General features: G+C 41.6%; 15 protein-coding genes and 2 pseudogenes. 6 read left to right on the forward strand and 11 right to left on the reverse strand.

Going from position 1 to position 26351, the window contains the following annotated elements; translation table 11 throughout:
• Positions 1 to 372: 372 nt before the first annotated feature.
• The gene (locus HYD28_14495; GenBank protein QLE10068.1) at positions 373 to 1455 is read right to left on the reverse strand and encodes a DUF4785 family protein; all 1083 of its coding nucleotides are present in this window, start codon (positions 1453 to 1455) and stop codon (positions 373 to 375) included.
• Positions 1456 to 1464: 9 nt separating this feature from the next.
• Positions 1465 to 2332, reverse strand: a pseudogene (locus HYD28_14500) (hypothetical protein).
• 408 nt (positions 2333 to 2740) lie between these two features.
• On the opposite strand from HYD28_14500, the gene HYD28_14505 reads away from it, so the two are divergent.
• Entirely contained in the window at positions 2741 to 3430 is a 690-nt protein-coding gene (locus HYD28_14505; protein QLE10069.1) for an alpha/beta fold hydrolase, read from the forward strand.
• A 73-nt stretch (positions 3431 to 3503) separates the two neighbouring features.
• Here the strand turns inward: HYD28_14505 and HYD28_14510 are convergent, their stop codons facing one another.
• From HYD28_14510 to HYD28_14545, 8 genes and pseudogenes are all read right to left on the reverse strand, one after another.
• The gene (locus HYD28_14510) at positions 3504 to 4628 is read right to left on the reverse strand and encodes a lactonase family protein (GenBank protein ID QLE10070.1); all 1125 of its coding nucleotides are present in this window, start codon (positions 4626 to 4628) and stop codon (positions 3504 to 3506) included.
• A gap of 249 nt (positions 4629 to 4877) precedes the next feature.
• On the reverse strand, positions 4878 to 5882 hold the full coding sequence (locus HYD28_14515; protein QLE10071.1) for a hypothetical protein: 1005 nt from the start codon (positions 5880 to 5882) through the stop codon (positions 4878 to 4880).
• Positions 5883 to 6090: 208 nt separating this feature from the next.
• Positions 6091 to 8432, reverse strand: a pseudogene (locus HYD28_14520) (arylsulfatase).
• Between the two features lie 724 nt (positions 8433 to 9156).
• Positions 9157 to 12105 (reverse strand): TonB-dependent receptor, encoded by a 2949-nt coding sequence (locus HYD28_14525; GenBank protein QLE10072.1) that lies wholly within the window; start codon positions 12103 to 12105, stop codon positions 9157 to 9159.
• A gap of 4 nt (positions 12106 to 12109) precedes the next feature.
• Positions 12110 to 13057, reverse strand: coding sequence for a FecR domain-containing protein (locus tag HYD28_14530; GenBank protein QLE10073.1), 948 nt, complete (start codon positions 13055 to 13057; stop codon positions 12110 to 12112).
• Positions 13058 to 13627, reverse strand: coding sequence for a sigma-70 family RNA polymerase sigma factor (locus HYD28_14535; GenBank protein ID QLE10074.1), 570 nt, complete (start codon positions 13625 to 13627; stop codon positions 13058 to 13060).
• Between the two features lie 3 nt (positions 13628 to 13630).
• Positions 13631 to 15073 (reverse strand): phosphoesterase, encoded by a 1443-nt coding sequence (locus HYD28_14540; protein QLE10075.1) that lies wholly within the window; start codon positions 15071 to 15073, stop codon positions 13631 to 13633.
• 53 nt (positions 15074 to 15126) lie between these two features.
• The gene (locus HYD28_14545; GenBank protein ID QLE10076.1) at positions 15127 to 17805 is read right to left on the reverse strand and encodes a TonB-dependent receptor; all 2679 of its coding nucleotides are present in this window, start codon (positions 17803 to 17805) and stop codon (positions 15127 to 15129) included.
• Between the two features lie 471 nt (positions 17806 to 18276).
• Here HYD28_14545 and HYD28_14550 point away from each other — a divergent pair, with 471 nt between their 5' ends.
• The 4 genes from HYD28_14550 (at position 18277) to HYD28_14565 (ending at position 22749) form a co-directional block, all read left to right on the forward strand.
• Positions 18277 to 19122 carry a helix-turn-helix transcriptional regulator gene (locus HYD28_14550; GenBank protein QLE10077.1) on the forward strand — a complete coding sequence of 282 codons (846 nt, stop codon included), beginning with the start codon at positions 18277 to 18279 and terminating at the stop codon, positions 19120 to 19122.
• A 483-nt stretch (positions 19123 to 19605) separates the two neighbouring features.
• Positions 19606 to 21840: a TonB-dependent siderophore receptor gene (locus HYD28_14555; GenBank protein ID QLE10078.1), complete on the forward strand. Its 2235-nt coding sequence runs from the start codon at positions 19606 to 19608 to the stop codon at positions 21838 to 21840.
• Between the two features lie 59 nt (positions 21841 to 21899).
• The gene (locus HYD28_14560) at positions 21900 to 22355 is read left to right on the forward strand and encodes a hypothetical protein (protein ID QLE10079.1); all 456 of its coding nucleotides are present in this window, start codon (positions 21900 to 21902) and stop codon (positions 22353 to 22355) included.
• Complete coding sequence (locus HYD28_14565; GenBank protein ID QLE10080.1) at positions 22342 to 22749, forward strand: hypothetical protein; 408 nt, start codon at positions 22342 to 22344, stop codon at positions 22747 to 22749. The genes HYD28_14560 and HYD28_14565 overlap by 14 nt, the downstream gene beginning before the upstream one ends.
• A 291-nt stretch (positions 22750 to 23040) precedes the next feature.
• Here HYD28_14565 and HYD28_14570 read toward each other — a convergent pair whose 3' ends face one another.
• A complete protein-coding gene (locus HYD28_14570) occupies positions 23041 to 23760 on the reverse strand; it encodes a hypothetical protein (GenBank protein QLE10081.1) in 720 nt (239 codons plus the stop codon).
• A gap of 872 nt (positions 23761 to 24632) precedes the next feature.
• Between HYD28_14570 and ltrA the strand changes: the two genes are divergently transcribed.
• The gene (gene ltrA / locus HYD28_14575; GenBank protein ID QLE10082.1) at positions 24633 to 26117 is read left to right on the forward strand and encodes a group II intron reverse transcriptase/maturase; all 1485 of its coding nucleotides are present in this window, start codon (positions 24633 to 24635) and stop codon (positions 26115 to 26117) included.
• Positions 26118 to 26351: the final 234 nt, after the last annotated feature.

Below are 26351 nucleotides of genomic sequence, written 5' to 3' on the forward strand. Positions count from 1 at the left end.
TTTTTAACTTCCCAAAGCAAATGAACTAAAGAGAAATAGTTTTCACTAAGAGGAAAGAGGCGCTGCGCTTAAGAGGTATTATTAAATACAAATTTGATGGTTTTGTTGGGTTACTCATTCACTTCTCACTTTCTACTCTTTGTGCAAAAAATATTGAACCACAGAGTACACCGAGGCGCTTCGCGCTACATAGAGCAAAGCAGAATTGATTACGCGCGAAATAAATTTCACGCCTACGGGTGAGTATTTCACTTTAACTATATGCAGGCACAATCGGGATCAGAGCTTACAACTTTTTCGCCTTTCCCCTAGCAGCTCGCAAACTTGTTGGGTTTCGCTTCGCTCCACCCAACATACGATAAGAACTCCCTTCTATTCCCCTGCAAACTTTAACATTCGCGTTTGGTCGGTAAGCTCAATATCCACCAGCTCGAACGGGGCTTTGGCTGCTTTAGTGACCGCGAAAGGCATCGTGAAACTGCCATAACTATCAATCTGTTTTGCAACTTCAACCGTTGCTAGTTTAATGCGTTCACCTTTATCACCTTTACCAGTTAAGGTTGCACGAATAGCAAAGCGGCCTGAGTCGGTCACTTGCACTGGCACCTTGGCTTGATATTTATTGTTGCCTAGCGCTGTCACTTTAGCTTTATCCATACTGATGGTTTGCATGCTGTGTACAAATGGCATTTTTATAGATCGTTTAACAGTTTGACCATTCACTTTAGTATTTACACTAGCCTCAAGCTCATAGTAACCATTTACTGCACCTAAGGTTTCAAGTGGGTAATTAAATACGGCTTCACCATTTTCGTAACGCACATCAAGCTTTTCGCCATCTGGACTTGAAAGTGTTAACTGCACATCGCTATCTTTAAAGCGTTTTTTGCCCATACTGAGCTGCATAGCGACACGTTGTTGATGATCTTTTACTCTAAACTGCGATTTAGCATGCAAAGCATTACTCGAGCCCTTTTCAATCACATGCAGCAAGTAGGTGTCGTTGTCGTTAAGTGCTTGGCTTGTTCTTAACATTGCCTTGCCATTGACCTGACCAAGCTTTAACCCAACACTACCATCGTTAAACCCAGCATTTTCCATTTGCTCTTGTGCAACCATTGTTTGCATTGGCATTTGTCTAAAGTTGTCATCACGTACCGACAGCTTATCAAGCTGTAAGCCATGAGGCTTAAATACTTCACCATTATCAAAACGTGCTTTTGGCGCGATACGAATAAAGTTATCAGCTTGGTTTACAAATACTGGCACACCTCGCTTAAGTTCCTTGCCCGAAACCTTCTGCCAATACTCAACGCTGTCTTTTTCAAGTGTTTGCAGCTGAGCGCCTAACGCAGGTTGAACTTGAGGAAACTGATAAACCGTTTGATCATTTGCTTGTGCTGCTGTGCTTACAAGCATGATTGCAGCTGTAAGTGTGGTTAACTTATTAATCATAGCTAGCTCCTAAATTCGATTTTTAAGCATGTTTGGCAAGCCAAAGCAGTTGCGTCGACTTTGCTGATGACTCAAAGGCTCACTGCCTTGGGTCCGTGATTTATCGGTAAACCACACTACCCCAGCTAACGACTGAGAAACTGCAATTTAAAAAGCCATCTGAGCAGCTGTCTAACCAGTTTTGTGTTACTTCAAGACCCACTTGGTTTTGGTAACCACCGCAATAGCTGTCGCTATCCCATACAGCTGATTCAACATCACTGCCCACCACAGTTTCGAATCGAGACGGTAAACTTGGGCGGTTTGGAGTGCCATTCAGCCATTGTGCGTTATACGACGCCATCCAAGATACTTGCTGTTGTTTTACTGCATCGCTGCCGTAGCCCAAAAGCCAACCTAAGCTTTGCTCGAACGAATTACCTGCAATAACCGCATCAGCCAAAGGCGTGCCACCACTTGAAGGTGCCAGTGCAATAGTACGCGTTACTTTGCTAATAATATTTGGATAACGGCTATCCCATGTTGGATTAGATAAAATCCAACGCACCACATTACCGCCATTAGAATGGGTGATCAGGGTTAAATCAGTGATGTTTTTATTATTGATAAATGTAGTGAGCTGCCCAGCTAAACAGCCAGATGCAGCATCTGCCCACATGTACTGATCAAAGTCACAATTAATGACCGTGTAATTACTACTGTTGGGCAAACCTTGGCGAACTGTGTCAACAAAGCTGCCTGTCCAATAGTCATTATACGCATCGCTTTGCTGGCCTGTACCGTGCACAAATGCGACTCCTTGCGCAGCAAAGACATTGTGGCTGATACCCGCTGCCAACATTAAAGCTGGCACTAGTGAGAGTGTTTTTATTTTCATGTGTGTTCCTGTTGATTGTAATCTTATCTATCAGGTTGGAGGAGTGACCTCCGACCAAAAACATAGACCAAACAGGTACGAAAGCAAGAAAATATTTACAATAATTTAACTTTTGGGCGTTTTTTAAGTACAAATTATTAGATTTTAGGAGAAAAAAGTGAGGACAAGACTCGAGTTGCTTTCCTCTCTACTCTCTCTAACTTGCTAACTTTCAATCTGATAGCTGACGGCTGAAAGCTGATAGCTCTTTTGTTCATCGCGCGAAATAAATTTCACGCCTACAGTGCTAGTAAAATATAAACTCATACATTGCACAATGCTAAATAGTGCCGCTGCACGAAAGTACTATATCCTGCCCTGTTTAAACTTCATACATTGTAAATTAAATGTTAAACAGGAGAATACACAATGAGACGCCTATTGACGATGATTACGCTATGCGCAGGTATGAGCACAACGGCTCTTGCAGCATGCAGAGATAATGTTGTACTTGTACATGGAAATACCGCCTCCCCTTCGAGTTGGAGTAACACAATTAATGAATTAAAGCGAAAAGGTTATGCCGACAGTGAAATTTTCACCCCAGATTGGGGATCTAAATCTTGCGCGAGCTGCAACGATCATAATGGCAGTGAAGAAACACCAGTGCGTAACGCCATTCTTACTGCAATCAACCAATCTTGCACAGGTAAGATTGATATTATCGGCCATTCAATGGGTGTAACACTCGCAGCGCAGCAAATTTATAAGTTAGCAATGGCATCAGATGTTGATACCTTTGTAGGTGTTGCAGGTGCCGCACGGGGCCTATTAAGTTGTGGTGTTTACCCATACAACGTGTGGAATAACACTTGTGGCTACTATGGCTTATCGGTTGGTAGCCCGTTATTAAACAGTATTTATGGTGAAGCATTAGGCGACAAAGTGTATTCAATAAAAAGCTACTCTGATCAAATCGTCTGCTCAACTGGCACTTGCTATGTGTACGGCATTCACAGCAGCCGATTATGGAATGAAAATGCCACCTACACCTACGTTCTCGGCCACTTTGGTTTGCAAACTGACACCTACGTTAAACAAGTGAGTTTGATTCAATAGCTGCTAACAGCATATTGTCAGTTCTGGGTTGATAAAGGGGTTAGGTAAAAGAAACACCAAACCCCTTTATGTTTTAATTAAACAAGATGCAAGTAGGTTCAGGAACATTTACTGTACTGTTGGTTCTATACTGAAGTAACCCTGTTGTTTGCTCAATCTTAAATACAGCCACAGTATTAGAATGCTGACCTGCCGCTAATAACCACTTTCCTTCAGGGTCCATATTAATATTACGAGGAAACGCACCACGAACATGTTCTGTTTCAAGTAGTCTTAAAGAGCCAGTTGACTCATCGCTTGCAAATACACTCACAGAATCATGACCGCGATTAGCTGAATACACATATTTACCTGTTGGATGTACCAGAATTTCTGAAGCTGAATTAAAGTCTTCCTGCTCTTTAATTGCTTTGCCTAACGTAGGCACTACAAACTCTCGTTTAGTTTGACCAGTTTGTGCATCATACGTAAAAGTAGAAATGCTTAAATCCAACTCGTTTAATAAATAAATGAACTGACCATTTTTAGAAAAACGCATATGCCTTGGACCGCCTCCTGCTATTGTATCCGCTTGTCCATGCCCGATTAATTCAGCTGCATTGTCTGCTACACGATAGATCATTACAGCATCCAACCCTAAGTCTGGAACAAAGGCAAATTTTGCATCAGGTGAAAAACCAACCCAATGAGGGTGAGGGCTATTTTGGCGATCTTTAACGACTTTTGAGCCACCAGTATGCTCTATTAACTGACTACGTTTGATAACTTTACCGTCAGCAGCAAGTGCAAATACCGCCACAGAGCCCCCGCCATACTGAGCTGTTAATAAAAAACGTCCAGAAGGGTGAACAGCGATGTGTGCCCCACTACCGTCACCAATTTCAACATGATTAAGCAAAGCAAGTTTTCCGTTAGTTAGCTTGCTATATGCAGCTACTACAGGCGTTTTGTCTATTGTCGCTGCTGCATATAATACATTCAGAGTTGGGTGATTGGCTAAGAAGCTCGGCTCTTTGATTTTTGCAACAAGAACTGGCTCAGATAACTTTCCTGTTTTTTTATCTAAAACCGAATGATAAATACCATCACCAGATACTGAGCCTGTACCAAAATAAACATCTTGCTTTGCATAACAAGATGAACCAAAAATAATAGACACGCTCATTAATAATTTGATGAGTGTTTTACAGCAGAACATATTTATTCCCTTTTCATAATTTTTTAAGCAACCAGCAAATATTAACAAACAGATGGGGCCAGGTCTTTCTATTTGACTTTACTCTAACTTCTTCGCGCGAAATAAATTTCACGCCTACATTACGGCATTTCGCTTTAACTATATGCAGCTACAATCTAAGTTAAAACTTATGGCTTAAAGCTTTTTTATTTTGAATCTGATAGCTGTCGGCTGAAAGCTCCTTTCCCCTAGAAACGCACTAACTCATCGTTAGTATCCATCAAACCTCATTCCACAGCCTATGCCTATGCACTCAACACGATTATCGAGTTCAATAAGCTCTAGGTTACCGCTTTTGCTAACATCTACTTTTTGTAGTGGATTATTAAAAAGGCTGATATCAACTAAATTTTCTTGTTCACGTAAATCAATATTTTTTAGTTTGTTATTCGACAAATAGAGCACTTGAAGCATGTTATTTGCAGTTAAGTCGATAGCGCTTAAGTGGTTATTATCGGCGTAAAGTGCAGTTAACTTTTTATTATGGCTTAAGTCTAAAGAGCTAAGTTGGTTGGCATCTAGGTTTAGCTCGCTGAGCATCTTGAACTTGCTTAAATCTAGGTTTTTTAACTGATTATTAGCAAGCTCAAGGTTACGGATACCACTCGGTAAATTCACTTTTTTGAGCTTATTGCCTGACAGGTAAAGTTGATACAGTTCAGGGTTAAAAAGCGTCAATTCGCCAGTCAGCTTATTGTCATTAAGATCAAGCCATGTAAGTTTACTGTTGTTGCTTACATCCACCTTTGAAAGCTTATTACCACTTAGCATTAAAGTCTTTAACTCTTCGTTCTTACTTACATCGATATTCGCAAGGCTGTTTTGGCTTAAATCAACAAAGAAAAGCTGGCTGTTGTGGCTTATGTCGATTTCGGTCAGTTGGTTTGGCATTTTCTTATCGGTAGGTCTGCTTGTAATGCCACCAATTTCACCAACTATGAAGCTATCCCCTTCATTACTGAGGACTAGTTTTATTAAATTACTAAAATGCTCAAGCCCTTTGGCTGAAGTAATACCGCGATCTTTGCAATGTATTTTTGTCACCTCACCCACCGTTTCATAGCCACTTTCTTGTAAACACGCTAAGAAATTAGCATCAGCAACCACACTCTCTATTGGTGTATCGCCATTAGCCGAAGCACCAGCAACCCCAAAATTTAACACAAGCAAACAGGCCAAAGCCATGTTAATGCGCGCAAAGTTCCCTTTTAACATTCTTTCACCTTCAATTTTCAACAACAAAATCAGATGGTTAAGTAAGAGCTCTCACCATCTAAAATCAAAGAATACATAATACAGGTTATTTGACGATTGTACCCGAAAAGGTTACAAAGGTTGATTGCTTATTAAAAAGTAGGGAGCTTAAAAGTTAGTATTCTGATGGAAAGCAAAGCCCACTAATGTGGGCTTGCAAGTTGAACAACTACTTCAGTACATACTCCACTTTGTGAAGCTGGCCAGTAAAAGCAAAAGGAGCTTTATCATAGTAGCTTCGTGAAACAGTGGAACCGAGATCTTTTCCGATATCAAGCGTTTCTGTCGCTGAGTAACGAACAGGTGGTACTTTATCTATCTTACCGGTAGCAATCTTCTTACCGTTAACTAAAAGAGTCGCTTGTCCACCATTCGGAGCTTCACCTTGTTGAATATAATCAAGTGTCAAAGTGACCTCACCCGCAGGTAATGGCTCCTTAGATTTTAAGTAATAGTGATCCTCGTTGAAGAAATTCATTACATAGACAGGTTTATTATCTTCAATGTATAGACTATAACCAGCACTACCACCGCCTACAGCTACTAATACACCCTCTGCACCATCTTTAGGCATATTAAACGTTGCAGTAATTGTGTGAGAGCGACCATATACAGGAGGTGCACTACCCTCTGGCACGCGACTAGTACCTGGTAGATAAGTGAATTTTGATTTCCCTTTGGTCACACTTGGACGTTCAGGGTTCGATGCACGCTCAACAAAACGATCATCAAGTGGATAGACGTTATATTTTTCTGCTTCTTGATCGAAAATAGAGATTAACTTATTAAGTCTATCTGGGTATTTATTCGATAAATCTACCGCCTCAGAAAAGTCTTCTTCAATATTATAAAGCTCCCACTTATCGTTACCAAAGCCAGCTGAGCCACTTAAGTCCCATGGCACACCGTGGAAAGAGGCAGCAACCCAACCATCATGATAAATTGCACGGTGACCACCAGTCTCAAAGTACTGAGTCTTACGCTTACCTTCAGCATTTTTATCATTTAGTGAATACAACATACTTATACCGGCAATTGGAGTCTGCTCTACTCCATTCACTATTTTTGGCTCAGGTATATGTGCTGCATCTAAAATCGTTGGCACGATATCAATTACATGATGAAATTGCGATCGTAAGCCACCATGCTCTTTAATATAGTTAGGCCATGAAATAACAAGCCCATTTCGCGTACCACCGAAGTGTGAAGGTACTCGTTTCATCCATTGGAATGGTGAAGAGCCAGCCCACGCCCAACCAACCGGAAAGTGATTTTCGTGAAGAGGCCCACCGAGTTCATCAATTTTTTCAAGCTGCCCTTCAACAGTGTCAGCAATACCATTCTGAGTCATCATATTGTTAAGCGTACCAGTAGCACTACCTTCAGCACTTGGGCCATTATCACCAGCAATAAATATAATCATGGTATTATCTGCATCGGGTAATTGTGAGATAGCATCAAGCAACCGGCCTACGTGATAATCGGTATGTGCAGCAAAACCCGCAAATACTTCTTGGTGTCGACTGAATAGCTTCTTCTCGTTGGCAGACAGAGAATCCCACGACTTAATTTCTTTAGGTCGTTTTGTCAGCTTGGTATTCTGTGGTACTACACCAAGCGATTTTTGTCGTGCAAGTGTCTCTTCACGGACTTTATCCCAGCCCTGATCAAACTTACCTTTAAATTTATCATTCCACTCCTGCGGCGCATGCAAAGGAGCGTGTGTTGCACCCGTTGCAAAGTACATAAAGAATGGTTTATCACTATCGATAGACTCTTGTTGGCCTATCCATTTTATAGCATCATCAACAAGATCTTCCGTTAAGTGATACCCTTCTTCCGGTTTTTTAGGTGGCTCAACAGGGGTGGTATTTCTAAATAATTGAGGCTCCCATTGACTTGTTTCGCCGCCTTGAAAACCATAAAAATACTCAAACCCAGTCCTGTAGGCCAATGATCAAATGGTCCTATAGGGCTTGTCTCCCAATCAGGAGTATTGTGCCATTTACCCCATGCAGCCGTGTTGTAGCCATTACTTTTTAATATCTCAGCAACGGTCGCTGTTTCATCGGGCCAAACACTGTGGTAACCAGGGTAACCTGTTGAAAGCTCGGTAATCGTGCCTGAAGCAACCTGATGATGGTTTCTACCTGTCAGTAAAGCGGCACGAGTTGGTGAGCAAATCGCGGTAGTGTGAAAACGATTGAACTTTAAACCTTGATTAGCTAATTCATCGATTGAAGGGGTCGGTATTGGCCCCCCAAAGGTGCTGGGGTGGCCGAAGCCAAAGTCGTCAAGTAAAATCACTACGACATTAGGTGCGCCTTTTGGTGCCTGAATTGGCTGCGGATAATCCTGTTTTGAAGTTTCAAATGTTTTGCCTATTTTTCCTTCAAACTTCCCATTACTTATAGGTATCACTGTTCTATCTATTTCGCTAGCATATGCTTGTGGCAGTCCCGAAAGCAGTAATACTGAAATAATAGCTCCCACTCGACTTAAACGATTCATTCCTTTCTCCTTGAAATATCTGAGCTCGATACAGTTTCTAGTATAGATACTTTTTTTCTTTTTTTGCGAGTGTTTTTTAAACAAAGTAAAAAATGCTGTAATTTGTTTTTAAATCGCATTTTTATATAGCTTTATGCATTGAAACCATTAGTTAAAAAAACTGAATAATATCCATGTATCATTTTCAAACCCCAAATATTTTGCCTCTGAATTATTGTTGTTATTGAAGATATTACTGCTAACAAACTATTTCGATATTTAGGATATTAATAAGCTCAGCTGAAGATTTAAAAGCTGGTAGCATATTTACTCAAGGGCCTAACAAAAGAACAGCGTCGAAGTGGCTTGGAGTGTCAAAATAATCATCAAAAAGTCTGAAGTTACGAATATTAAAAGTGAAGTAAGAACGCTATTAATCGTGTATCACGCAAGGTTTCTCTTATCTGTATGGTAGATACTTTCTGCGAAAAGGCGAGCCATCGCTTCGCCATCTATATTTAGTGAATATTTAACCTAAATTGTGTTTGTATGAACTTGATAACAGAAAGATAACATCTCCATATATTCGCCAACAAAAAAGCCGTTGCATTGCAGCAACGGCTTTTTTGTATTTGAATTAAGTTAAAACTAATTTCAGACTTGTCCGTTTTGATTATCGTTTACTCGCTAGACAATACGGCGCTAAGGCAAATGCATACTTTGAAATGGTTAAAATAGTATTAACTTATTTGTCGAATCTATAAGTTAATCCTAAAAAGAAACTACGCCCACTTTTTGTTGTATTGTATGCACGATCATTTGAGTCACTATAGAGCTCTTGCCTTTCATCAGTAAGGTTTAAACCTTCGAAAGTAAAGTCAAGTTGCTCTGAAAGCTTATACCTAGCTGAAAAATCAATATAATTTGTGGAATGATAGCCTGACTCATCTTGGTCTGTATTCCCAGCTTCCAAAGAAAGTATATAGTTACTTCTGTAAGCTGAAGAAATTCTCGCGTCCCAATCATCTGTTTCATAATATAAGGTTAGGTTATAAGTTTGTTTTGATAGGCCTGCAAAAGGTTTTAGCTGATTCTTTCCTGATCCTTGTACATCACGGTAAAGAGTCTCACCGTCTGCCCATGTAAAGTTAGCGTTTATACCAAAATTACTAAATGGTGAAGGTAAGAAATCAAAGTCTTTAATTAACGAAACTTCAAAGCCTTTTATAATAGATGAGTCAGAGTTAACTGGTTTTGAGACAATAAACAAGTCATCAATAGAGTCCCCACTTTGTAATAATGAAGCTGGTAGTCCTAGTTCACTGTATTTAATCAACTCGGCTTGCTCAATAACAAAGTTATTAATATTCTTATAAAACAATGAAAATGAGAAAAGACCTTGGTTTTTAAAATACCATTCGTAGGATGAGTCAATATTCATTGACTCAAATGGTTTTAGTTCAGGGTTTCCAATTGAAACATTCCCTACTTCACCTTCCGCCCTTGATGCTTGAGAAACACTCGCAGAATAAGACAAATCGGATAGCGAAGGCCGTGTAATATTTTTACTTGTTCCAAAGCGAAACAACATATCATCCGCAAAGTCCCAAACTAAGTTAAAGCTAGGTAGCCATTTTGAGTAACTTTTATCGCGTTGAGTCAGGTATCCTTTTGACAACCCGATAGATCTTAAATCTGTTTGAAACCAACGTAGACCTATTTGGTAGTTTATTGGATAAATACAAGTGTCATTTTCAGATTTTAATAGAGCATAAAAAGCATTTGTTTTCTCTTCCAAGTTAAAGTTTGTTGAGGGTATAACAAATTCAGAGCTTAACGTAAGAGACTCTAAGCCATAATAAGATTGAACTTCGCTAATGTCGGCTTCCACCCATTCCGAATCTGGGTGTTGACTAAACAGCTTCGAATTATTATTTGAGATTAATAAACCACCTGCGTTTTCTTTTATTTCAACAGAAGGGTAATAAGAAAAGACGCGATCATGCCCTGAGTTTTTTAAAGTACTGTGGGTTAAGCCTAGCTGCAGTTCAGTTTCTTGACTCAAGTCGTAAATAAGTTCTAATTTAGAATTAAATACATTTGTTTCAACATAGTTTTCTTGGAAATAGAGATCTTTTACTTTAAATTTAGATGGATTAGTTGTATCAAAGTGGGGTGAATAACTATTGCCATAAAAAGCATCTTGCCTAAAGTCAGTAATGATTTTAAGATCATCCGCAATAATATTTACTTTATTTAATTTTGGTTGCTGGTAGTCAGAATCATTTGCACCTATGACAAAATTTAAGCTCAGATCATTCTTTAAAACGTAGTGAGTATCAATAGAAAATTGCTTGAATACTGATTCATTAAAGTCTTTACGGCTTTCTACTCTCCACGATGCATCTGGATATTCAGCATAAATAACTTCATTCGCAGTATTTCTTTCTTCCCAAATTACGTTTAATACCCGTTTATTATTTTTAACCGCTAGGTGATGCTCATCTAAATCGTTTTTAAGCGAGTTATACAGTAGGTTTATTACCGTTTCTAATTTACTATTAGGCTTAAATTGAAGTGCAACATCAACCCCCAACCTTTTTTGATTATTATTCCATAAGGAATATCGATGCCCTCTTGGGTACCATAGCCCTAAGTTATCCAGATGCTCTTGCTGTTGAGCTAACTCACCAACATACTGTTTTTTTTCTTGCCTCCAACGGGTAGTGTTTGTTCCATACTCTGTAGCACTTCGTTCTGAGTAAGTAGTTAAAAGTAGTGCTCCCCAATTACCCCATAATCCTGAATACATCATAGAAACTCGAGGATCTGATTGCTGGTTAATTGAGTTAAAACCGTGTTTATATGAAATAACACTCTCTGATTTTTTAAAATCAAAAGGCAAAGGAGTTTTTAATGCAACATTCCCACCAATTCCCCCCTCAGCCATGGAAGCTTCATAAGATTTTTTTACATCAACTTGGCTAAACAATTCGGCTGAAAACAAGTTAAAGTCAAACGCTCTACTGCGTGATACGGCACCTCTAGCATCCATTGGAGATGAAGTCATTCCTAGAGCCTCAATACCATTTATGGTTACTTTTGTGAAATCAGGACCTAAGCCTCTAAGAGAAATTTGCCTCCCCTCGCCAGCCTCTCGTGTAATAGTAACTCCTGATACTCGTTGTAAAGAATCAGCTAAATTTAAGTCTGGAAAATCGGCAATATCTTCTGCCAATATTGTATCCTGAGTAATCATTGCTAATCTCTTTAACTCGCTAGCCTTTCTAAGAGAATCACGAAAACCCATAACAACGATTTCTTCCGAGACAGGCAAACTTTGAAGTGATAAATTTTTTTTTAACACAGGCCTCGAAGAGGTAAGAGGCTCAACTTGTTTTGGGCAAGTTGACAACACCCAACCCGAATTGATTTCTCGTGCACAAAGTGGTGTTTCTGCAAGCAACTTAGAAATTAACTGTTGAGCAGTAAAAAGCCCCTCAATAGGTGACGATTTATAGTCTTTAATAAGCTTAGGATCATATAAAATTGTCTGTTCAACAGTGCGAGAAAACAAATTTAAAGCTTGCTCTAAAGATTGTTGCTCGAAAATAACGTCAAACTGGATTTGTTGAGCCGCAATTGCTCCGTTCGATAGCAATAACAACCCCAAAATCCTATGTTTTTTTAGCATAATCTCATGGTGTCAAAATTAGGTAATCATTATTTTCAACAATATTTAGCGAGTACATTTGACTCAACATATCTACAACTTGATCTGTATCGTCTAATCTAAAACGGCCCGCAACTTTCTGATCCATAAGCTGCGTAGTTTTTAAAACTATTTTCTTTTTACTATATCTATTTAAGTGCTCTACTAAATACGCTAAATTTTGATCTGAGATCTCAATCCAACCAGAACGCCAATCAACGAAGTTAGTTAAATCCACCTTACTTATCTCACTCGTTATTTCAGCTTTAATACGCACCCTCTCTCCTGTTTTTACTAACGTGTGACGACCAGTTGAATTATTCTTCACTTCAACGATCCCTTCATACACCGTTAATTCAGCAAAGAATTGGTTTGTATCAATATTAAATTGTGTTCCTACTGCTTTTATATCTCCGAAGTCAGTAGACACAATAAACGGACGGCTTTTATCTTTTGCGACAGAAAAATAGGCTTGTCCATCTTTAAGTAAAAGTCCACGCCTTGATGATGAGTAATCGACTTTAATTTCGCTAGATGTTTGAAGCTCTAATTGACTACCATCTGACAATTTATAATTTGCAGATTGGTGTTTAGCAGTTAAAACATAGCTTTCTTCTTGCTGCTCGCTTTGGTAAAAATATAGAGCAAAGGTCATAACTAAAGCACAACAAAATGAAGCAGCCATTACACTAAAATAGAATTTAGGCTTTATACGTTTTGTATTTAACCTCTTAAAAGCATTCTCAATATCAGGATCTTGCCAAGTTGCTAACATAGATTCAAAAGTCTGCCTATTTTGCGGTGAGGTATTAAGCCACTTAATAAAACGACGTTTTTGTAGATCATCAAGTTTTCTATCTGCAAGCACATCAATCCATGAAGCAGCTTCTTGGTACACATGATCATTCATTTTTGGAATATCTTTTATAGGCATTTATTTTGTCTTTTCATCTAGGTAGCGCTGAATATCGGCCATGGCTCTTGATATATGACGAGTCACAGTTTCTGATGATATATTCAGTTGATTCGCGATTGACTCTCTACTTTCTCCGTTTAACCTTCTTAACTCAAAAACACGTCGGCGTTGCTCAGGCATTTTTTCTAACGCTTGATAAATTAACTCTAGCTTTTGTGTTCTTTGTAAATTTAGTTCTGGATTCGTTTGCGTAGTTGAAGCTTCTTCAATTCCTTCTTCATGGTTTAATTTTCGTTGAGTCAAAAGGTTTTTAGCAATACTGATAGCATAAGCTATGGGATTAGAAATAGGGCTTTTCTTCGCTTGCTCTAACACTCTGACAACTGATTCTTGATAAATATCCGCAGCTTCTTCTGAACATTGTGCTCTTCGTGATAAGTACCTTCTTAATTGACTACTTTCTAAAAGACACTGCTGCTCACTCGGCTCTTCAACTTCAGGCATTGTAGTTACACTTTGAGGGTTTGCGCCCGACAATACAACAGTATTATTACAATTGTATTGTCGTTTATAAGTTTCTAATTTCATGAGTTATTTAATGTACACAGGATTACTGTAAAACCATAAATCCCCCCAAGGATTTTCACCTTTTTGGTCTACTTCGGGTTCTAACTCATTAAGAAGATTAGTTCCTCTAACCCTGATATAACCCTTTTTAGTATTCGCAGGTAAAGTAAAAGTCATCACTTTATAGCCTTGCTTATCTTTCCAGTCCTTTGAATAAAAACGTTTCACCACTTTTGTGGTTGGATTAATATTTTGTTCAATAAACTTTTTGTCAATTAATACCTCACCATAAATTAAATCCACTCTTACAACACGAGGTGAGTCACCATTAAAGTTTTTATGTTTTGGTGTTTTAAATGCAATAGTTACAACAAGAGGATCTGAGTTTTTATTTGTTAGCGACTCTCCAATTTGTGCCTTTCGTTCCCCTTGTGAAACAAAGACGAACAAGCTATCAATAAGATCCCCTGTAGTTATAAAAACCTTTCCGGCTCTAAATGCCTCCAGTACGCTTGAGTAATCCTTTTTAGCGTATACATAGGTTTTTGCATACTCGCCTGGCCAAAAATCTGTGCGCCCTTCAGTATAATGTGCATGGCTATCAGAAACGGCTGTGACACTCCACTTGCGACCTTCACCCAAAAAACTGTCCCAAACGCCGCCTACAATCGCAGACATTTGATCCGTTCCACCATGAGTGGGATAGCCATAATACTCTGCACGTTCGGCTGTAGAGTCAATCGAACCATCAGGATTCAAACTTGCTGCTTGATGACCCGGAATAGCAGTCATTCCAGTAATAACATTAGGTGCAGCATCCTGCCATTCACGCATTTTTTTGGGAGTTACTTTAGTAAAAGTATTCAACCGTGGAGCTTGCCGTGCAGGATGATTTACAGCTAGGATAGGTTTAGGTGACATTGCTTGCATATGCTCAAGCGCTTTAATCATAAACGCTTGCGTACCTCTTAAATATTCATTTGGTGATACTTCACGACGATTAAATTTACTTTCTATTTGATATAGTTGCTCAGCCTCTTTATCACTTTTTGGAATAATTAAACTGCCATGGCGAGCAGATGGCATGTCAAACTCCATTCCATAAAACTGTAACACTTGTGGAATAGCTTTTCGTGAATCAAGTAACTCTGGATATGCTTGCTCAAAATTAAGTTTACTGTGTCCAGGGCCACCATGATCTGTCGTCACCATCCAGTCTAAACCATGCATTTTTGCCATTGCTGCATTTAGCGCAGTAAAATAATGTGCATCGCCAAAGAGAATTGGAGTTGGAGGTGTTGTTTCTAAGTTCCATTTTGCACTGTACTTACCGTGAACGTGATGGTCACCTGCTAACCAAGTCCTTTCCCCCTCTGGAATGATAAATTCTTCATCCGAACTTTTAGGAGAGTTAGTTGAACAGCTTGAAATAAAAACCACAAAAAAAATAGTATATTTATTACTCATTACCGAATCCCAGTAAAGCCACAAAGCAACCCCTTTGTGGCTTTCAAATAAAGTTAAAATTCAGCTGTGAAGCCGAGCATATAAGTACGTCCACTTGTAGTCGTGTTATATGCTCTGTCATGTGAGTCGCTATAGAAAACTTCTCGCTCATTTGTCAGGTTAATACCTTCAAAACTTAACTTCACACTATCTGTTAACTGATAAAATGCTGAGAAATCAATATACGTTGTACTGTGGAAACCACTTTCGTCTTGATCGCCACTTGATGACGCTCCTGAAATATAAGGGCTACGATATGCTGCTGACACTCTCGCTCCCCATGAATCAACTTCATAATAAAGAGTAAAGTTATAGCTATTTTTAGATAAGCCAGTGAATGGCTTAGTTTGGTTATTACCCTCAACACCATAAATATCACGATATAAAGCTTCACCATCTGCATACGTGTAGTTTGCAACGACACCCAGATTGCTGAACGGAGCACTTAAAAAATCAAAGTCTCTTGAAAAGGCAAGTTCAGCACCTTTAATTTTTGATGAATCCATATTTTCAGGTCGTTGCAGATAGAAGATACTATCCATTGATTTATCCGCTGGTAGCAACTCTTCAGGTAAACCTAATGATGAATAAACGACCTCAGTTGTAGTGCTTACAATAAAGTTATCAATATCTTTGTAATAAAACGCAGCTGATGCGTACCCAACATCCTCAAAGTACCATTCAAACGAGGTATCAAAACTAATTGACTCAAACGGCTCAAGTTCAGGATTACCCATGTTAACGCTAGTAATCGCTTCACCGGAGGTTTGAGAAACAGTTGCGTTATAACTTAACGCGCCTAACGAAGGACGGGTGATATTTTTGCTAGCAGAAAAACGCCATAAAATATCTTCATCTAACTCATAAACCATGTTCAAGGTAGGTAATACATCAGAGTAATTTCTAGTCGATTCAATATCGATACCATTTGAAACACCCGAGGCTTGAATTTCTGTATCAAAGTAACGTAAACCAGTGCTCACATGTAAAGGCTTACCAGCAAGTGAACTTTCAAATTGATACTCCGCATAAACTGCTTGAGTTGTTTCACTCACTGGAGATTTTTTATTTTCAGTAAGATCTGAAGCGTCAATTTTATAATCAGATAGGTCATAAAAATCGAGTAATGCTTTTAAGTCACCTTGTACCCATTGATGTTCTGGATGCTGAGTGAACACGTTTACAAGACTATCATCTAAAGCAAGGATACCATTGTTCTGACTAGCAATATTTTGCGCATTACTTTGTGTAAGCTGATACGCACTATTTTCAAACTTCTTGTAATTTAACCCAAATTTTAATGTCCCTGAGTCACCCACTAAATAAGTGAAATCAACTTTAGCCGTATCAAAATCGTTCGTTATGTAGTTTTCTTGAAGATAAATGTCCTTTATCTCAAAATGATCTCGACTCGTCGGATCAAAATTCGGCGAGTAACTAAGGCCATAAAATCTGTCTTGGGTAAAATCAGTAATAATGTCAACTTTACGTTTTGCATGAATATTAGACTTTTGAACTCGTGGTTGATTAAAATCGGAAGAACTCGTGCCAACAAGCGCCTTCATGCTCAGCTCATCATTTAATGACCAATCCAGAGTTAGTGTATATTGATCAAATACAGATTCGTTATATCTTGCTGAATTTTCATTACGCCACGTTGCATCCGCATAACTTGCATAGATAACTTCCTTTTGCCCATCATTATCAATCCACTGCAAATCTTTAACTGTTTTATTATCTTTTACTGCGGAGTGATGTTCATTTTGCTCGTTTTCTAATTTTGCATGTAAAACATCGAGAGTTAAACTTAAGTCATCACTTGGTTTAAATTGAAGAGCAGCTGTAACACCCAATCTTTTTTGATTATTGTTCCATAAAGAGTACCTATGGCCTCTTGGGAACCAAAGTTCTCCAGAATCCAATTCAGCTTGAAGTTCAGTATTACTTTCATCTGCCGCTGACTTCCCACCTTCTTTACGCCAACGAGTTGTATTTGTACCGAACTCAGTTGTTGATCGCTCACTGTAAGCTACTGAAGCTAATGCACCGAAATCACCCCAAGTATTTGAAAGTAAACCGGCAAAACGAGGGTCTGTTTCTTCGCTGTTGTCGTTATAACCGCCATTAACTGAAATCGCTCCTTTAGCCCCATCATAATCAAATGGTTTAGCTGAATACAAACCTACAGTACCACCTATACCACCTTCTTCTTGTTCAGCAGAAAATGTTTTATTAACATCGATACGGTTGAACAGTTCTGCTGCGAACACATTAAAATCAAAACCACGCGTTCGGCTTACACCACCTTTTGCATCCATTGGCGATGATGATGTTCCCATAGCCTCCATGCCATTTACTTGTACTCGAGTAAAATCAGGGCCGAGACCACGTAAAGATATCTGCCTCCCCTCACCAGCTTCACGAGTAATAGTTACTCCGGGTACGCGTTGAAGCGCATCTGCTAAGTTCAAATCAGGGAAATCTGCAATATCCTCTGCCAAAATTGAGTCCCTAGCAATAATTGCCTCTCTTTTCATATCTTTTGCTTTGATAAGAGAGCGTCTGAAAGAAGTGACTTGTATCACTTCCATATCAGTTAATTGCTCATTAGCTTGAGCTGCAACTTGTGGAGCAGTGCTTAACGCCGAAAAAATAGCGCTTGAGAGTATACTTTTCTTTAATAGAGTATTCATAAAAGTTCCGTGTTACTAATATAGTTATTAAATGACTGAACACTCTTAAAGAGCTTTTTTTTACAAAAAGCAGACAATTTTTATGATGAACAATTTGTGACAGACAAAGCTACACGCATTGCCATTTTATATTTACTAGGGTTATTTATTATTAAGGCTGGCTTTCGGTTGGGCTCAGCTTAAAAATAATACATGAGCTTAAATTGGCCCCTGATTCGTCATTGGACTTTTTAGCAAGGATGAAAAGGCCAAAAAATAGACAAATCGGAGTTTGTCTATTTTTTATAGGTTTGTCTAAATTTTAGATGTCGCTACATGCTCCGACGGGCAGTACTGGCGGCACAGATTGCATAGTTAATCCTAAAATTCCTATGCGTAGTTGGACCTCATTGCATTATTACTCCATAATACTTTTCAATTCGGTCAAAATTTATCCCCTTCTCATCGTTGAACCAAGGTTCAGAACTGACTATGTCTAATATTACAACCACCGATCTGAGCACAGCCCGAGACATTGATGACATCCCCCGACCTGTGGTTGCTCTGAGCGCTACATCGGTAACAAAGGGCTGGGAACAAGCCCGTCATCAGCATCACAAGGCGCAACTGATTTACTCCGTTCGCGGTATTCTCAACTGCGAAATTGAAGACGGAGTCTGGATTGTGCCACCGCAATGTGCAGTATGGATACCGGGAAACTTGCCCCATTCATCCCGAGGCACGGGTGAAACGGAATGTTATTGCCTGTTCGTCGAGCCTGATGCCACACCGGATCTGCCAAAAACCTGCTGCACGATTGCAGTATCACCGCTGCTACGTGAATTGTTGCTCAAGGTGGCTGGCTTTCCCAAATTGTATGAACTCGGGAGCCGGGAAGAGCGGCTGATCGCTACGTTATTGGATGAGTTGGCGGCAGCTCCGGTAGAAAACCTCCATCTACCTATGCCGCGCGATCCGCGATTACGTCAGCTCGCCGAGATGCTACTGGCCAGCCCTTCAGACAAAACATTGAAGGGGGACTGGGCTACCCGCATCGGTATGAGTGAACGCAATATGAGTCGGTTGCTGCTGAACGAAATCGGCATGAGCTTCGGACGTTGGCGTCGACAACTGCATGTGATCCTTGCACTTCAACGTCTGAGCAAAGGCGAAAGCGTGCAGACAGTTGCGTTGGAGTTGGGTTACGAAAATGCCAGCGGCTTCGTCACCATGTTCCGCAAGGCCGTCGGTAAACCACCTGCTCGATACATCTCAGAACGAATGAGCAACGCGGAAACGACTGCTGTGCCAGGCATTGTGCTTTCTGACATAACCTGATAGGAGTTCCCGCCAGCACCGTTCCCATGCTTTCGTCAATGGTGAATGATGGACAGCCCACTGGCATCGGTGCAATCAGTAACCCCTCACAGAATTAATATCCCCACGGCTACCTTGCTGGAGCTGCTGCGAAGTCTCTATAAGACACTAATGCCTAAAATTCCGCTATCAAAATCAGAGCGAATCCGTGGTTTTGATATCGGTGTCTGGCAGGATAGACCTTTTCTGTATTAATCACGGATTCCATATTTGGCAAACCAAGCACGCTGGGTTGAAGAATAGCAGACCAGAAGAAAGCACAATCGACCTGCACGATGGGGATTCCACATGGCGAAATCAAGTCAATTCATTTTTCAGTAAGGCCAAAAACAGTGAGGCAAATATATTTGGCCGAAATGAATAACAATCAGGCCTAATTACACCATTACACCCAGGCAATTTTATTATTAAATAAAGCCTCTAATTGAAAATGAGTATTATTAAATGAGTTATAGCAAAACTATAAGGAAGCTTCGTGGGGAAATTGAGAAGAGCACACCCAGCACCGTACTTAGCTCTGTTGTTGCGGCGATAGTCCTCATCAGCACTCAGAGCGTATGCGCCAGTGAATCAGGGCAACTACAAAACAAGGATGGGGATAAAACGTCTAAGAAAACGGTAAACATGCCAATTATAACGGTAATAGGTGAAGGTACTAACGCCTACACCATGGGTGAGACTGCAGCGGCGACGGGCCTGCCGCTGTCGCTGCAGGAAACGCCAAATGCAGTAACGGTGATCACGCGCCAGCGCATAGATGATCAACAGTTGAATTCAGTGCAGGATGTGCTGGACAACACCACGGGCATCACGTTGAACCAGTCCGACAGTGAGCGCACGAGTTTCTATTCTCGCGGGTTCTTGATCAACAACGTTCAGTACGACGGTATTCCCATCGCCGTCGGCGATGTCGTCAATGGCAGCGGCATTGGTTCGCTCAATACCGCGTTCTACGAGCGGGTCGAAGTCGTGCGCGGTGGCTCCGGTTTGCTGACGGGCACCGGCAATCCCTCGGCCGCCATCAACCTGGTGCGCAAACGCCCAACCCGTGACTTCTCGGCAGCCGCCTCAATTGGTGCGGGAAGCTGGGACACTTATTGGGGCTTGACCGACCTATCGATGCCGTTGGCCGAAGATGGTCGTATTCGCGCCCGTATCGTGGGAACGTATCAAGACGGACATTCGTATCTCGACGACTACAAGCCGGAGCGGAAAGGGTTCTACGGTATCATCGAGGCGGATCTAACCAAGGACACCACGTTGAGCCTAGGTTATGACTATCAGAGCATCATGCCGAAGGGGGCGACCTGGGGTGGTTTGCCGTTATGGTTTAGCGACGGTACACAGGCGGAGTATTCTCGCGGCAAGAACTATGCGCAAGAGTGGAGCCACTGGGACAACACCCTCAAGACGGCGTTTGCCGAGATAGCGCATGTCTTCGATAATGGCTGGAATATTAAAGCCACCGCTAACCAGTACCGCACAGAATTCGATGCCGAATTGCTTGGTCTGGTCGGCCGCCCCGATCGTGAGACAGGCCTAGGCTTTTTTCCTTACGGGGCCTATCCGGTCGCGCTGGCATCCGGCGGTCGCAGTCGTCAAAATACCTTCGATGTGATGGCAAGCGGCCCCTTCGAATTGCAGGGGCGCAAACACGATTTAGTGGTGGGGGCGACAAGTTCACGCCGCACATCTCGCCAAGCGGATATTTCACCATTCTATGTCAGCACTGCAGCAGTCAATGTCTATGACTTGAGTCCAGCCCATCCCCGACCTGACTTCGAGACCATGGCTTCGGTACCGACCCATACCCGAGTCAAGCAGAGCGGTATTTATAGCGCAGCCCGGTTTTCGCTGGCCGATCCGCTAAAACTCATTATCGGCGGCCGCTTCAGTAACTACGAAATCGACGACGTCAGTGGTACCTCATTGCACTACAAAAAGAGCGGTGAATTCACCCCGTATGCAGGCTTGGTCTACGACATTAACAAAACCTATTCGAGCTACGTCAGCTACACGAGCATATTCAATCCGCAAACCGACTATCGCGACAGCAGCGGCAATGTGCTCACGCCGTCAAAGGGAAAAACCAAGGAAATCGGCCTCAAAGGTGCTTACATGGATGGGCGTCTGAATGCGTCGGTGGCCTTGTTCGACACCAAACTGAACAACGCGGCGCAGGTGGTCGCCGGAAGTTATACCCCTGGCGGTGCCCAAGCTTATAAGGGCGCTGATGGAACGAAATCACGGGGAATCGAGTTGGACTTGCAGGGTGAGCTGGCACTAGGTTGGAACATCTACGCAGGTATCACTCATTTCACAGCGGAAGATGGCGATGGCGTGCGTCTGAATTCAAAACTACCGCGCACTACGGCCCAACTTTTCAATACCTACCAGTTGCCCGGAGACTGGCACTCATTGACGCTCGGTGGCGGGATTAAATGGCAAAGCCGCTTCTACCAAACGCCCAATACCGGGACGAGCACATTGGGTGGGGAACAGGGTTCCTATGCTTTGGTATCACTGATGGGACGTTACGACATCACCCAGAAGTTCGATCTGTCAATCAACCTTAACAATCTTTTCGACAAGAAGTATGCGCTACAGAAGGGAGACTTCGACACCGTAAGCTACGGCGCACCGCGCAACGTTATGTTAACACTGAACTACAAGTTGTGAGTGTGGCCTTTATAGCACATTCGCTCTTGCTAATACCTAACTTAATAAGAGAGAAAACTATGTCATCCCCATCTAATCTATACCAACGCTACCCTACAGCTCCCCAACAACAGAACAGGGTTGCCCTATTTTGGCTGACCACCTGCGTGGGTGCCGTGCTTTTTGTCACCTTCCAGTTGTTCTTTTACGTCAACGGCTTTGTGAGAGCACATGGAGTAACGCCGACGATGACGTTTGAGCCCAACGTACTGTGGGTATTCCCCACATTTTATGGTTGTTGGATCATCACCGTGCTTATTGCGCTGATCGGAACCCGCAAGGCGCTGTGGGTAGCGCTGGTTCTCGGTAGTCTGATGGTTGTCCTAAATACTCTCGGCGGGATCGCCGATGGGGTTCGCGACGGTTGGTACGTTGCTTTCTCCGCCGTTTTTTTCATCACCTTGCCCGGTGTCCTTGCTATTGTGACCACCTGGCGTCAACTCAAAAGCAAAGGAGTACAAAATGTCGATGAATAGCACAAACTTCCCCTTCGTCTGGATGAGCTTTTCGCATGAGCCGGAACATGACCACGAGAAGGACTTTGAAGCATTCGAGGCCAATTTGCAGCGCGGCGAACCCTTCGTGATATTGACCGATACCGCACCTGCTGAAGACCATGCGCACTCACCGGAAGACAAAAGACGCACTGCGTTTTGGTTGAAAGAGCACAAGGCGGAATTACGCGAGCTGGTTCTGGCCATGATTCTGATTGAACCCAGCCAAGCCAAACGTCTTGCCATCAAGGCGTTTGCAATGCTTTTCGCCAAGTTCTGGGGCTACCCGTTAATGCTTGCCTCGTCGCACGAGGACGCGATGGAGATTGCCAAGGGACTGCTTTCTGGGCAATCCACATCATCCCCTGCGTCTTAGCACAAATGGCCTGTTGTTGATATCATCAAGAAGACCGATACCGCCGGAGAGCCCATTCTCCGGCAACCCCTTGGCCGACCATGAAGAGAGGAAATGCCTTTCTTGTAAGTTGTAGTAGCTCATATTTGATCTTACAATTCCGATAAATAGGTTTGAACTTTATCTGGCAGGCAGCTATGAGCCAGAAGCAGATGGCCGGACAAGCTCGTTTTTGGACAGTAGTGAGTTAGAGCTGAAGGACGGCTTTGTGCCATTTGCGGACTGTCGTAACCTTAGACTCTTGTTAGCCATTTACTCTGGTAGTGAAAATGTGAACTCTTGATAGTCGTGTTCTTTAGTCAGTGCTGAGGCTGTATTTTCAAAGTGCTGTAAAAAAAATTCAGACTCTACTGAATCAGGTGTCACATGCTCTTTCACAAATGGGTGCAATGCAATTCCTGCATTCAGAGACAAAGGCACAAAGTTGAAAAATATTTGAGATTTACTGAAACCTAAAGATTTTGCCTCTTCTTCAAATTTATCTGCATTTAAATAGTTACGAATTAGATCTCTAGCATTAGCTCTCAATCTTGATTCATTTCGTGGCAAAGTTAACAAATCGTCTAAATCAGACCAAGATAGAGGTATATCAAAGTACCCTCCACCTTCTTCCTCTTCAGGTACAACAGAATTTACGTATAGATACTTCTTTTTGTTTGTAGGCTTTTCACAAACTTGATTATGGTAGTTCCATAAACTTCTAATTCTGTTTGCTTTGTTATGGTGGCGAGCATTGCGAATTGCCAGAATTATGCAAAGTTCAGGGACTGAATACCAATCTACTGGCTTTCCTAATTCTTGCGCCATCAAATCATATAAATTATGGAATGCATTTAATTTTGCGTTAATTGCAGTTTCCACAGTACCCACGGCTTCTGCTCTATCAATATCAATTAATTGTTTTAATCTTTGATTCGATTCAAGCAGAACTCTAAACGTTTGAGTCAGGTCTTCGAAGGAATGGGTAAGCATATAAACTCCGTACGTATGAATTAATGGCTAACAGCTTATTGAACACCGTTTTGGTGGTTTATAACACACCAAAACGGCGTATATTACATACCCCGATAATTTCACCAATAATTTCCTTTGTAAACAAGTAATTAAAATAGCGAGATATTAAGCATGTTATTTTTCCCCAAAGCGGCGTTTAATAATGTTATCGAACAGAATTAGGCTCTTACTCAAAGAAGTAATAATAAATTTAACTTTTCAGTGTCCGCTCCTCGCTCAAAGCTGCCCTTAGAGCATTTACGTTAACTCGTTTTGGGGCGTGCGACGTGAAGTCGTATGAAGCGCTGTTCACCGCTTAATGAGTGAACCATCTGTATCACCAGATGATCCTAGGAGCCTGAATAAAGTAGCGGCTCTGACAATGTAACGAAGGTTGGTATGCGCCAATCGGGATCTTAATCGTGAGAGGACGATCCTCCTGATAACCACAAATCGGGTGAGTGCTAGGCAGTCAGTATGATGAACATAAGTGAATCCGCGTAAGGTGCGTTATACGATGAAACAGCGGAAGTGGTTAATACGCTGTAGCCAAAAGGCACGAGAGTCGGAAAGAGATTGCCCCATGCTCTTTCGTGATCACTGAACTCTCCGCACTATAGCGGGCATCTAACCTGACATTGCGCAACATACGGAACACGGTAAGCCTGTATCACTCCCTTTGGGAAAGCTTATATAGCCGATAGTGATGCAGGTAGAGGATGTTGGAGAAAGCAAAGGCTGGATTGTAATGATGCAGATACAGACGTCTGTCTGGCACGAAAGTGAGCTGACTTCCGACTGGTCTTCCGTTGCAAGAGAATTTGAAGAACTTTATTCAAGGAGAAACGCAAATGATGATTTCAAAAGAGATTAGTGCCTCCCCTGACAGTGCTCAATGGCAATCCATAAATTGGAAAACTGTTGAGTCGCACGTTTTAAAGCTTCAGATGCGTATTGCAAAAGCAACAAGAGAAGGTAAACACAGCAAAGCGAAAGCGTTGCAGTGGATACTGACTCACTCGCATTCGGCAAAACTTCTTGCTGTTAAGCGAGTATCACAAAACAAAGGCAGTAAAACGCCCGGAATAGACGGCGTCATCTGGAATACGGATACGCGCCGCATGAAAGCAGTCAATCAATTGAGCAGAAAGGCTTATCAAGCCAAACCGCTCAAGCGTATCTACATCCCTAAGAAAAACGGCAAGCTCAGACCTTTGGGTATCCCGTGCATGGTCGATAGAGCGCTACAAGCGCTTCACCTTCTTGCACTAGAGCCTGTGTCAGAAACACTTGCTGACCCAAATAGCTACGGATTTCGGCGCAATAGAAGCACTGCTGATGCTATTGCTCAGTGTTTTCTCTGTTTGAGTAAAAAGCAATCCGCGCAATGGGTTCTTGAGGGAGATATCAAAGCCTGTTTCGACAAGATTGGGCATCAATGGCTTATGAATAATATAGCTGTAGATAAACGAATGTTGGAACAATGGTTAAAGTCTGGTTTTATGGACAAAGGGCTGTTCTATCGCACTGACGAGGGAACACCACAAGGCGGGATCATATCTCCAACCTTGATGCTGATGACTCTTGCAGGTCTTGAGCAACGCATTAAGTCCACCGCACTTAAAAATGGGGCGAGAGCCAACTTTATAGGATACGCCGATGATTTCGTAGTCACATGCACTTCAAAGGACGTGCTGGAGAACGATATCAAACCGTTGATTGCTGACTTCTTAGCACATAGAGGCTTAACGCTCTCCGAAGAGAAAACGCACATTACCCACATTAGCCGTGGTTTTGACTTCCTAGGCTTTAACCATAGGAAGTACAAAGGAAAACTGCTCATTAAACCGAGCAAATCTAACACGTTAATATTTCTGAGTAACTTGCGCGAACTCATTAAAAAGCACGCAACTACCCCCGTTAACGATCTAATCAAGTTGATAAATCCGAAACTCAGGGGTTGGTCGAATTACTATCGCCATTGCGTTGCCAAACAAGTATTCGGATATGTGAGCCACAAACTATTTCTAGCGTTATGGCATTGGGCTAAAAGGCGTCATCCAACAAAATCAAAAACTTGGATCGCCATGAAGTACTTTATCAACCGTCGAGGCCAATGGCAATTTCACGGTTGGCAGAAGAGCATGAACATGAACATGAACATGGATTGTCAGTTTAATCTATTTCAAATAGCTAAGGTGCCAATAGAGAGACATGTGAAAATCAGGAGTGAAGCTACGCCTTTTGATCCTTTATACCAAGAATACTTGGCAAAGAGAAAAGCAAAGAGGCAATGCCGCAACTCTTGGAATGAGCCTAATCTCGCTGCTTTATAAGTTGCTGGGTACCAATTAGGTGCCTTCGTGAAGGCTTGAGCCGTATGCAGTGAAAGTTGCACGTACGGTTCTTAGGAGGGCGACACTTGGTAACAGGTGTCGTCTATCCGACAAAAACGAGTTAACAAAAAGGCGAACCTTTCGGTTCGCCTTTTTAGTGTTCAACTAGCTAGATTGTCACAATCTTAATTATCTGTCACAGACTTCATTAAAACTGTCACAAACTTCATTACC

It is taken from the genome of Pseudoalteromonas shioyasakiensis (assembly GCA_013391845.1).
Classification (GTDB): Bacteria; Pseudomonadota; Gammaproteobacteria; order Enterobacterales; family Alteromonadaceae; genus Pseudoalteromonas; species Pseudoalteromonas apostichopi.

Excerpts from the sequence above, each read along its gene's own strand:
- HYD28_14495 (QLE10068.1), bottom strand. The coding sequence starts at position 1,455 with ATGATTAATAAGTTAACCACACTTACAGCTGCAATCATGCTTGTAAGC.
- HYD28_14505 (QLE10069.1), top strand. The coding sequence starts at position 2,741 with ATGAGACGCCTATTGACGATGATTACGCTATGCGCAGGTATGAGCACA.
- HYD28_14510 (QLE10070.1), bottom strand. The coding sequence starts at position 4,628 with ATGTTCTGCTGTAAAACACTCATCAAATTATTAATGAGCGTGTCTATT.
- HYD28_14515 (QLE10071.1), bottom strand. The coding sequence starts at position 5,882 with ATGTTAAAAGGGAACTTTGCGCGCATTAACATGGCTTTGGCCTGTTTG.
- HYD28_14525 (QLE10072.1), bottom strand. The coding sequence starts at position 12,105 with ATGCTAAAAAAACATAGGATTTTGGGGTTGTTATTGCTATCGAACGGA.
- HYD28_14530 (QLE10073.1), bottom strand. The coding sequence starts at position 13,057 with ATGCCTATAAAAGATATTCCAAAAATGAATGATCATGTGTACCAAGAA.
- HYD28_14535 (QLE10074.1), bottom strand. The coding sequence starts at position 13,627 with ATGAAATTAGAAACTTATAAACGACAATACAATTGTAATAATACTGTT.
- HYD28_14540 (QLE10075.1), bottom strand. The coding sequence starts at position 15,073 with ATGAGTAATAAATATACTATTTTTTTTGTGGTTTTTATTTCAAGCTGT.
- HYD28_14545 (QLE10076.1), bottom strand. The coding sequence starts at position 17,805 with ATGAATACTCTATTAAAGAAAAGTATACTCTCAAGCGCTATTTTTTCG.
- HYD28_14550 (QLE10077.1), top strand. The coding sequence starts at position 18,277 with ATGTCTAATATTACAACCACCGATCTGAGCACAGCCCGAGACATTGAT.
- HYD28_14555 (QLE10078.1), top strand. The coding sequence starts at position 19,606 with ATGAGTTATAGCAAAACTATAAGGAAGCTTCGTGGGGAAATTGAGAAG.
- HYD28_14560 (QLE10079.1), top strand. The coding sequence starts at position 21,900 with ATGTCATCCCCATCTAATCTATACCAACGCTACCCTACAGCTCCCCAA.
- HYD28_14565 (QLE10080.1), top strand. The coding sequence starts at position 22,342 with ATGTCGATGAATAGCACAAACTTCCCCTTCGTCTGGATGAGCTTTTCG.
- HYD28_14570 (QLE10081.1), bottom strand. The coding sequence starts at position 23,760 with ATGCTTACCCATTCCTTCGAAGACCTGACTCAAACGTTTAGAGTTCTG.
- ltrA (QLE10082.1), top strand. The coding sequence starts at position 24,633 with ATGATGATTTCAAAAGAGATTAGTGCCTCCCCTGACAGTGCTCAATGG.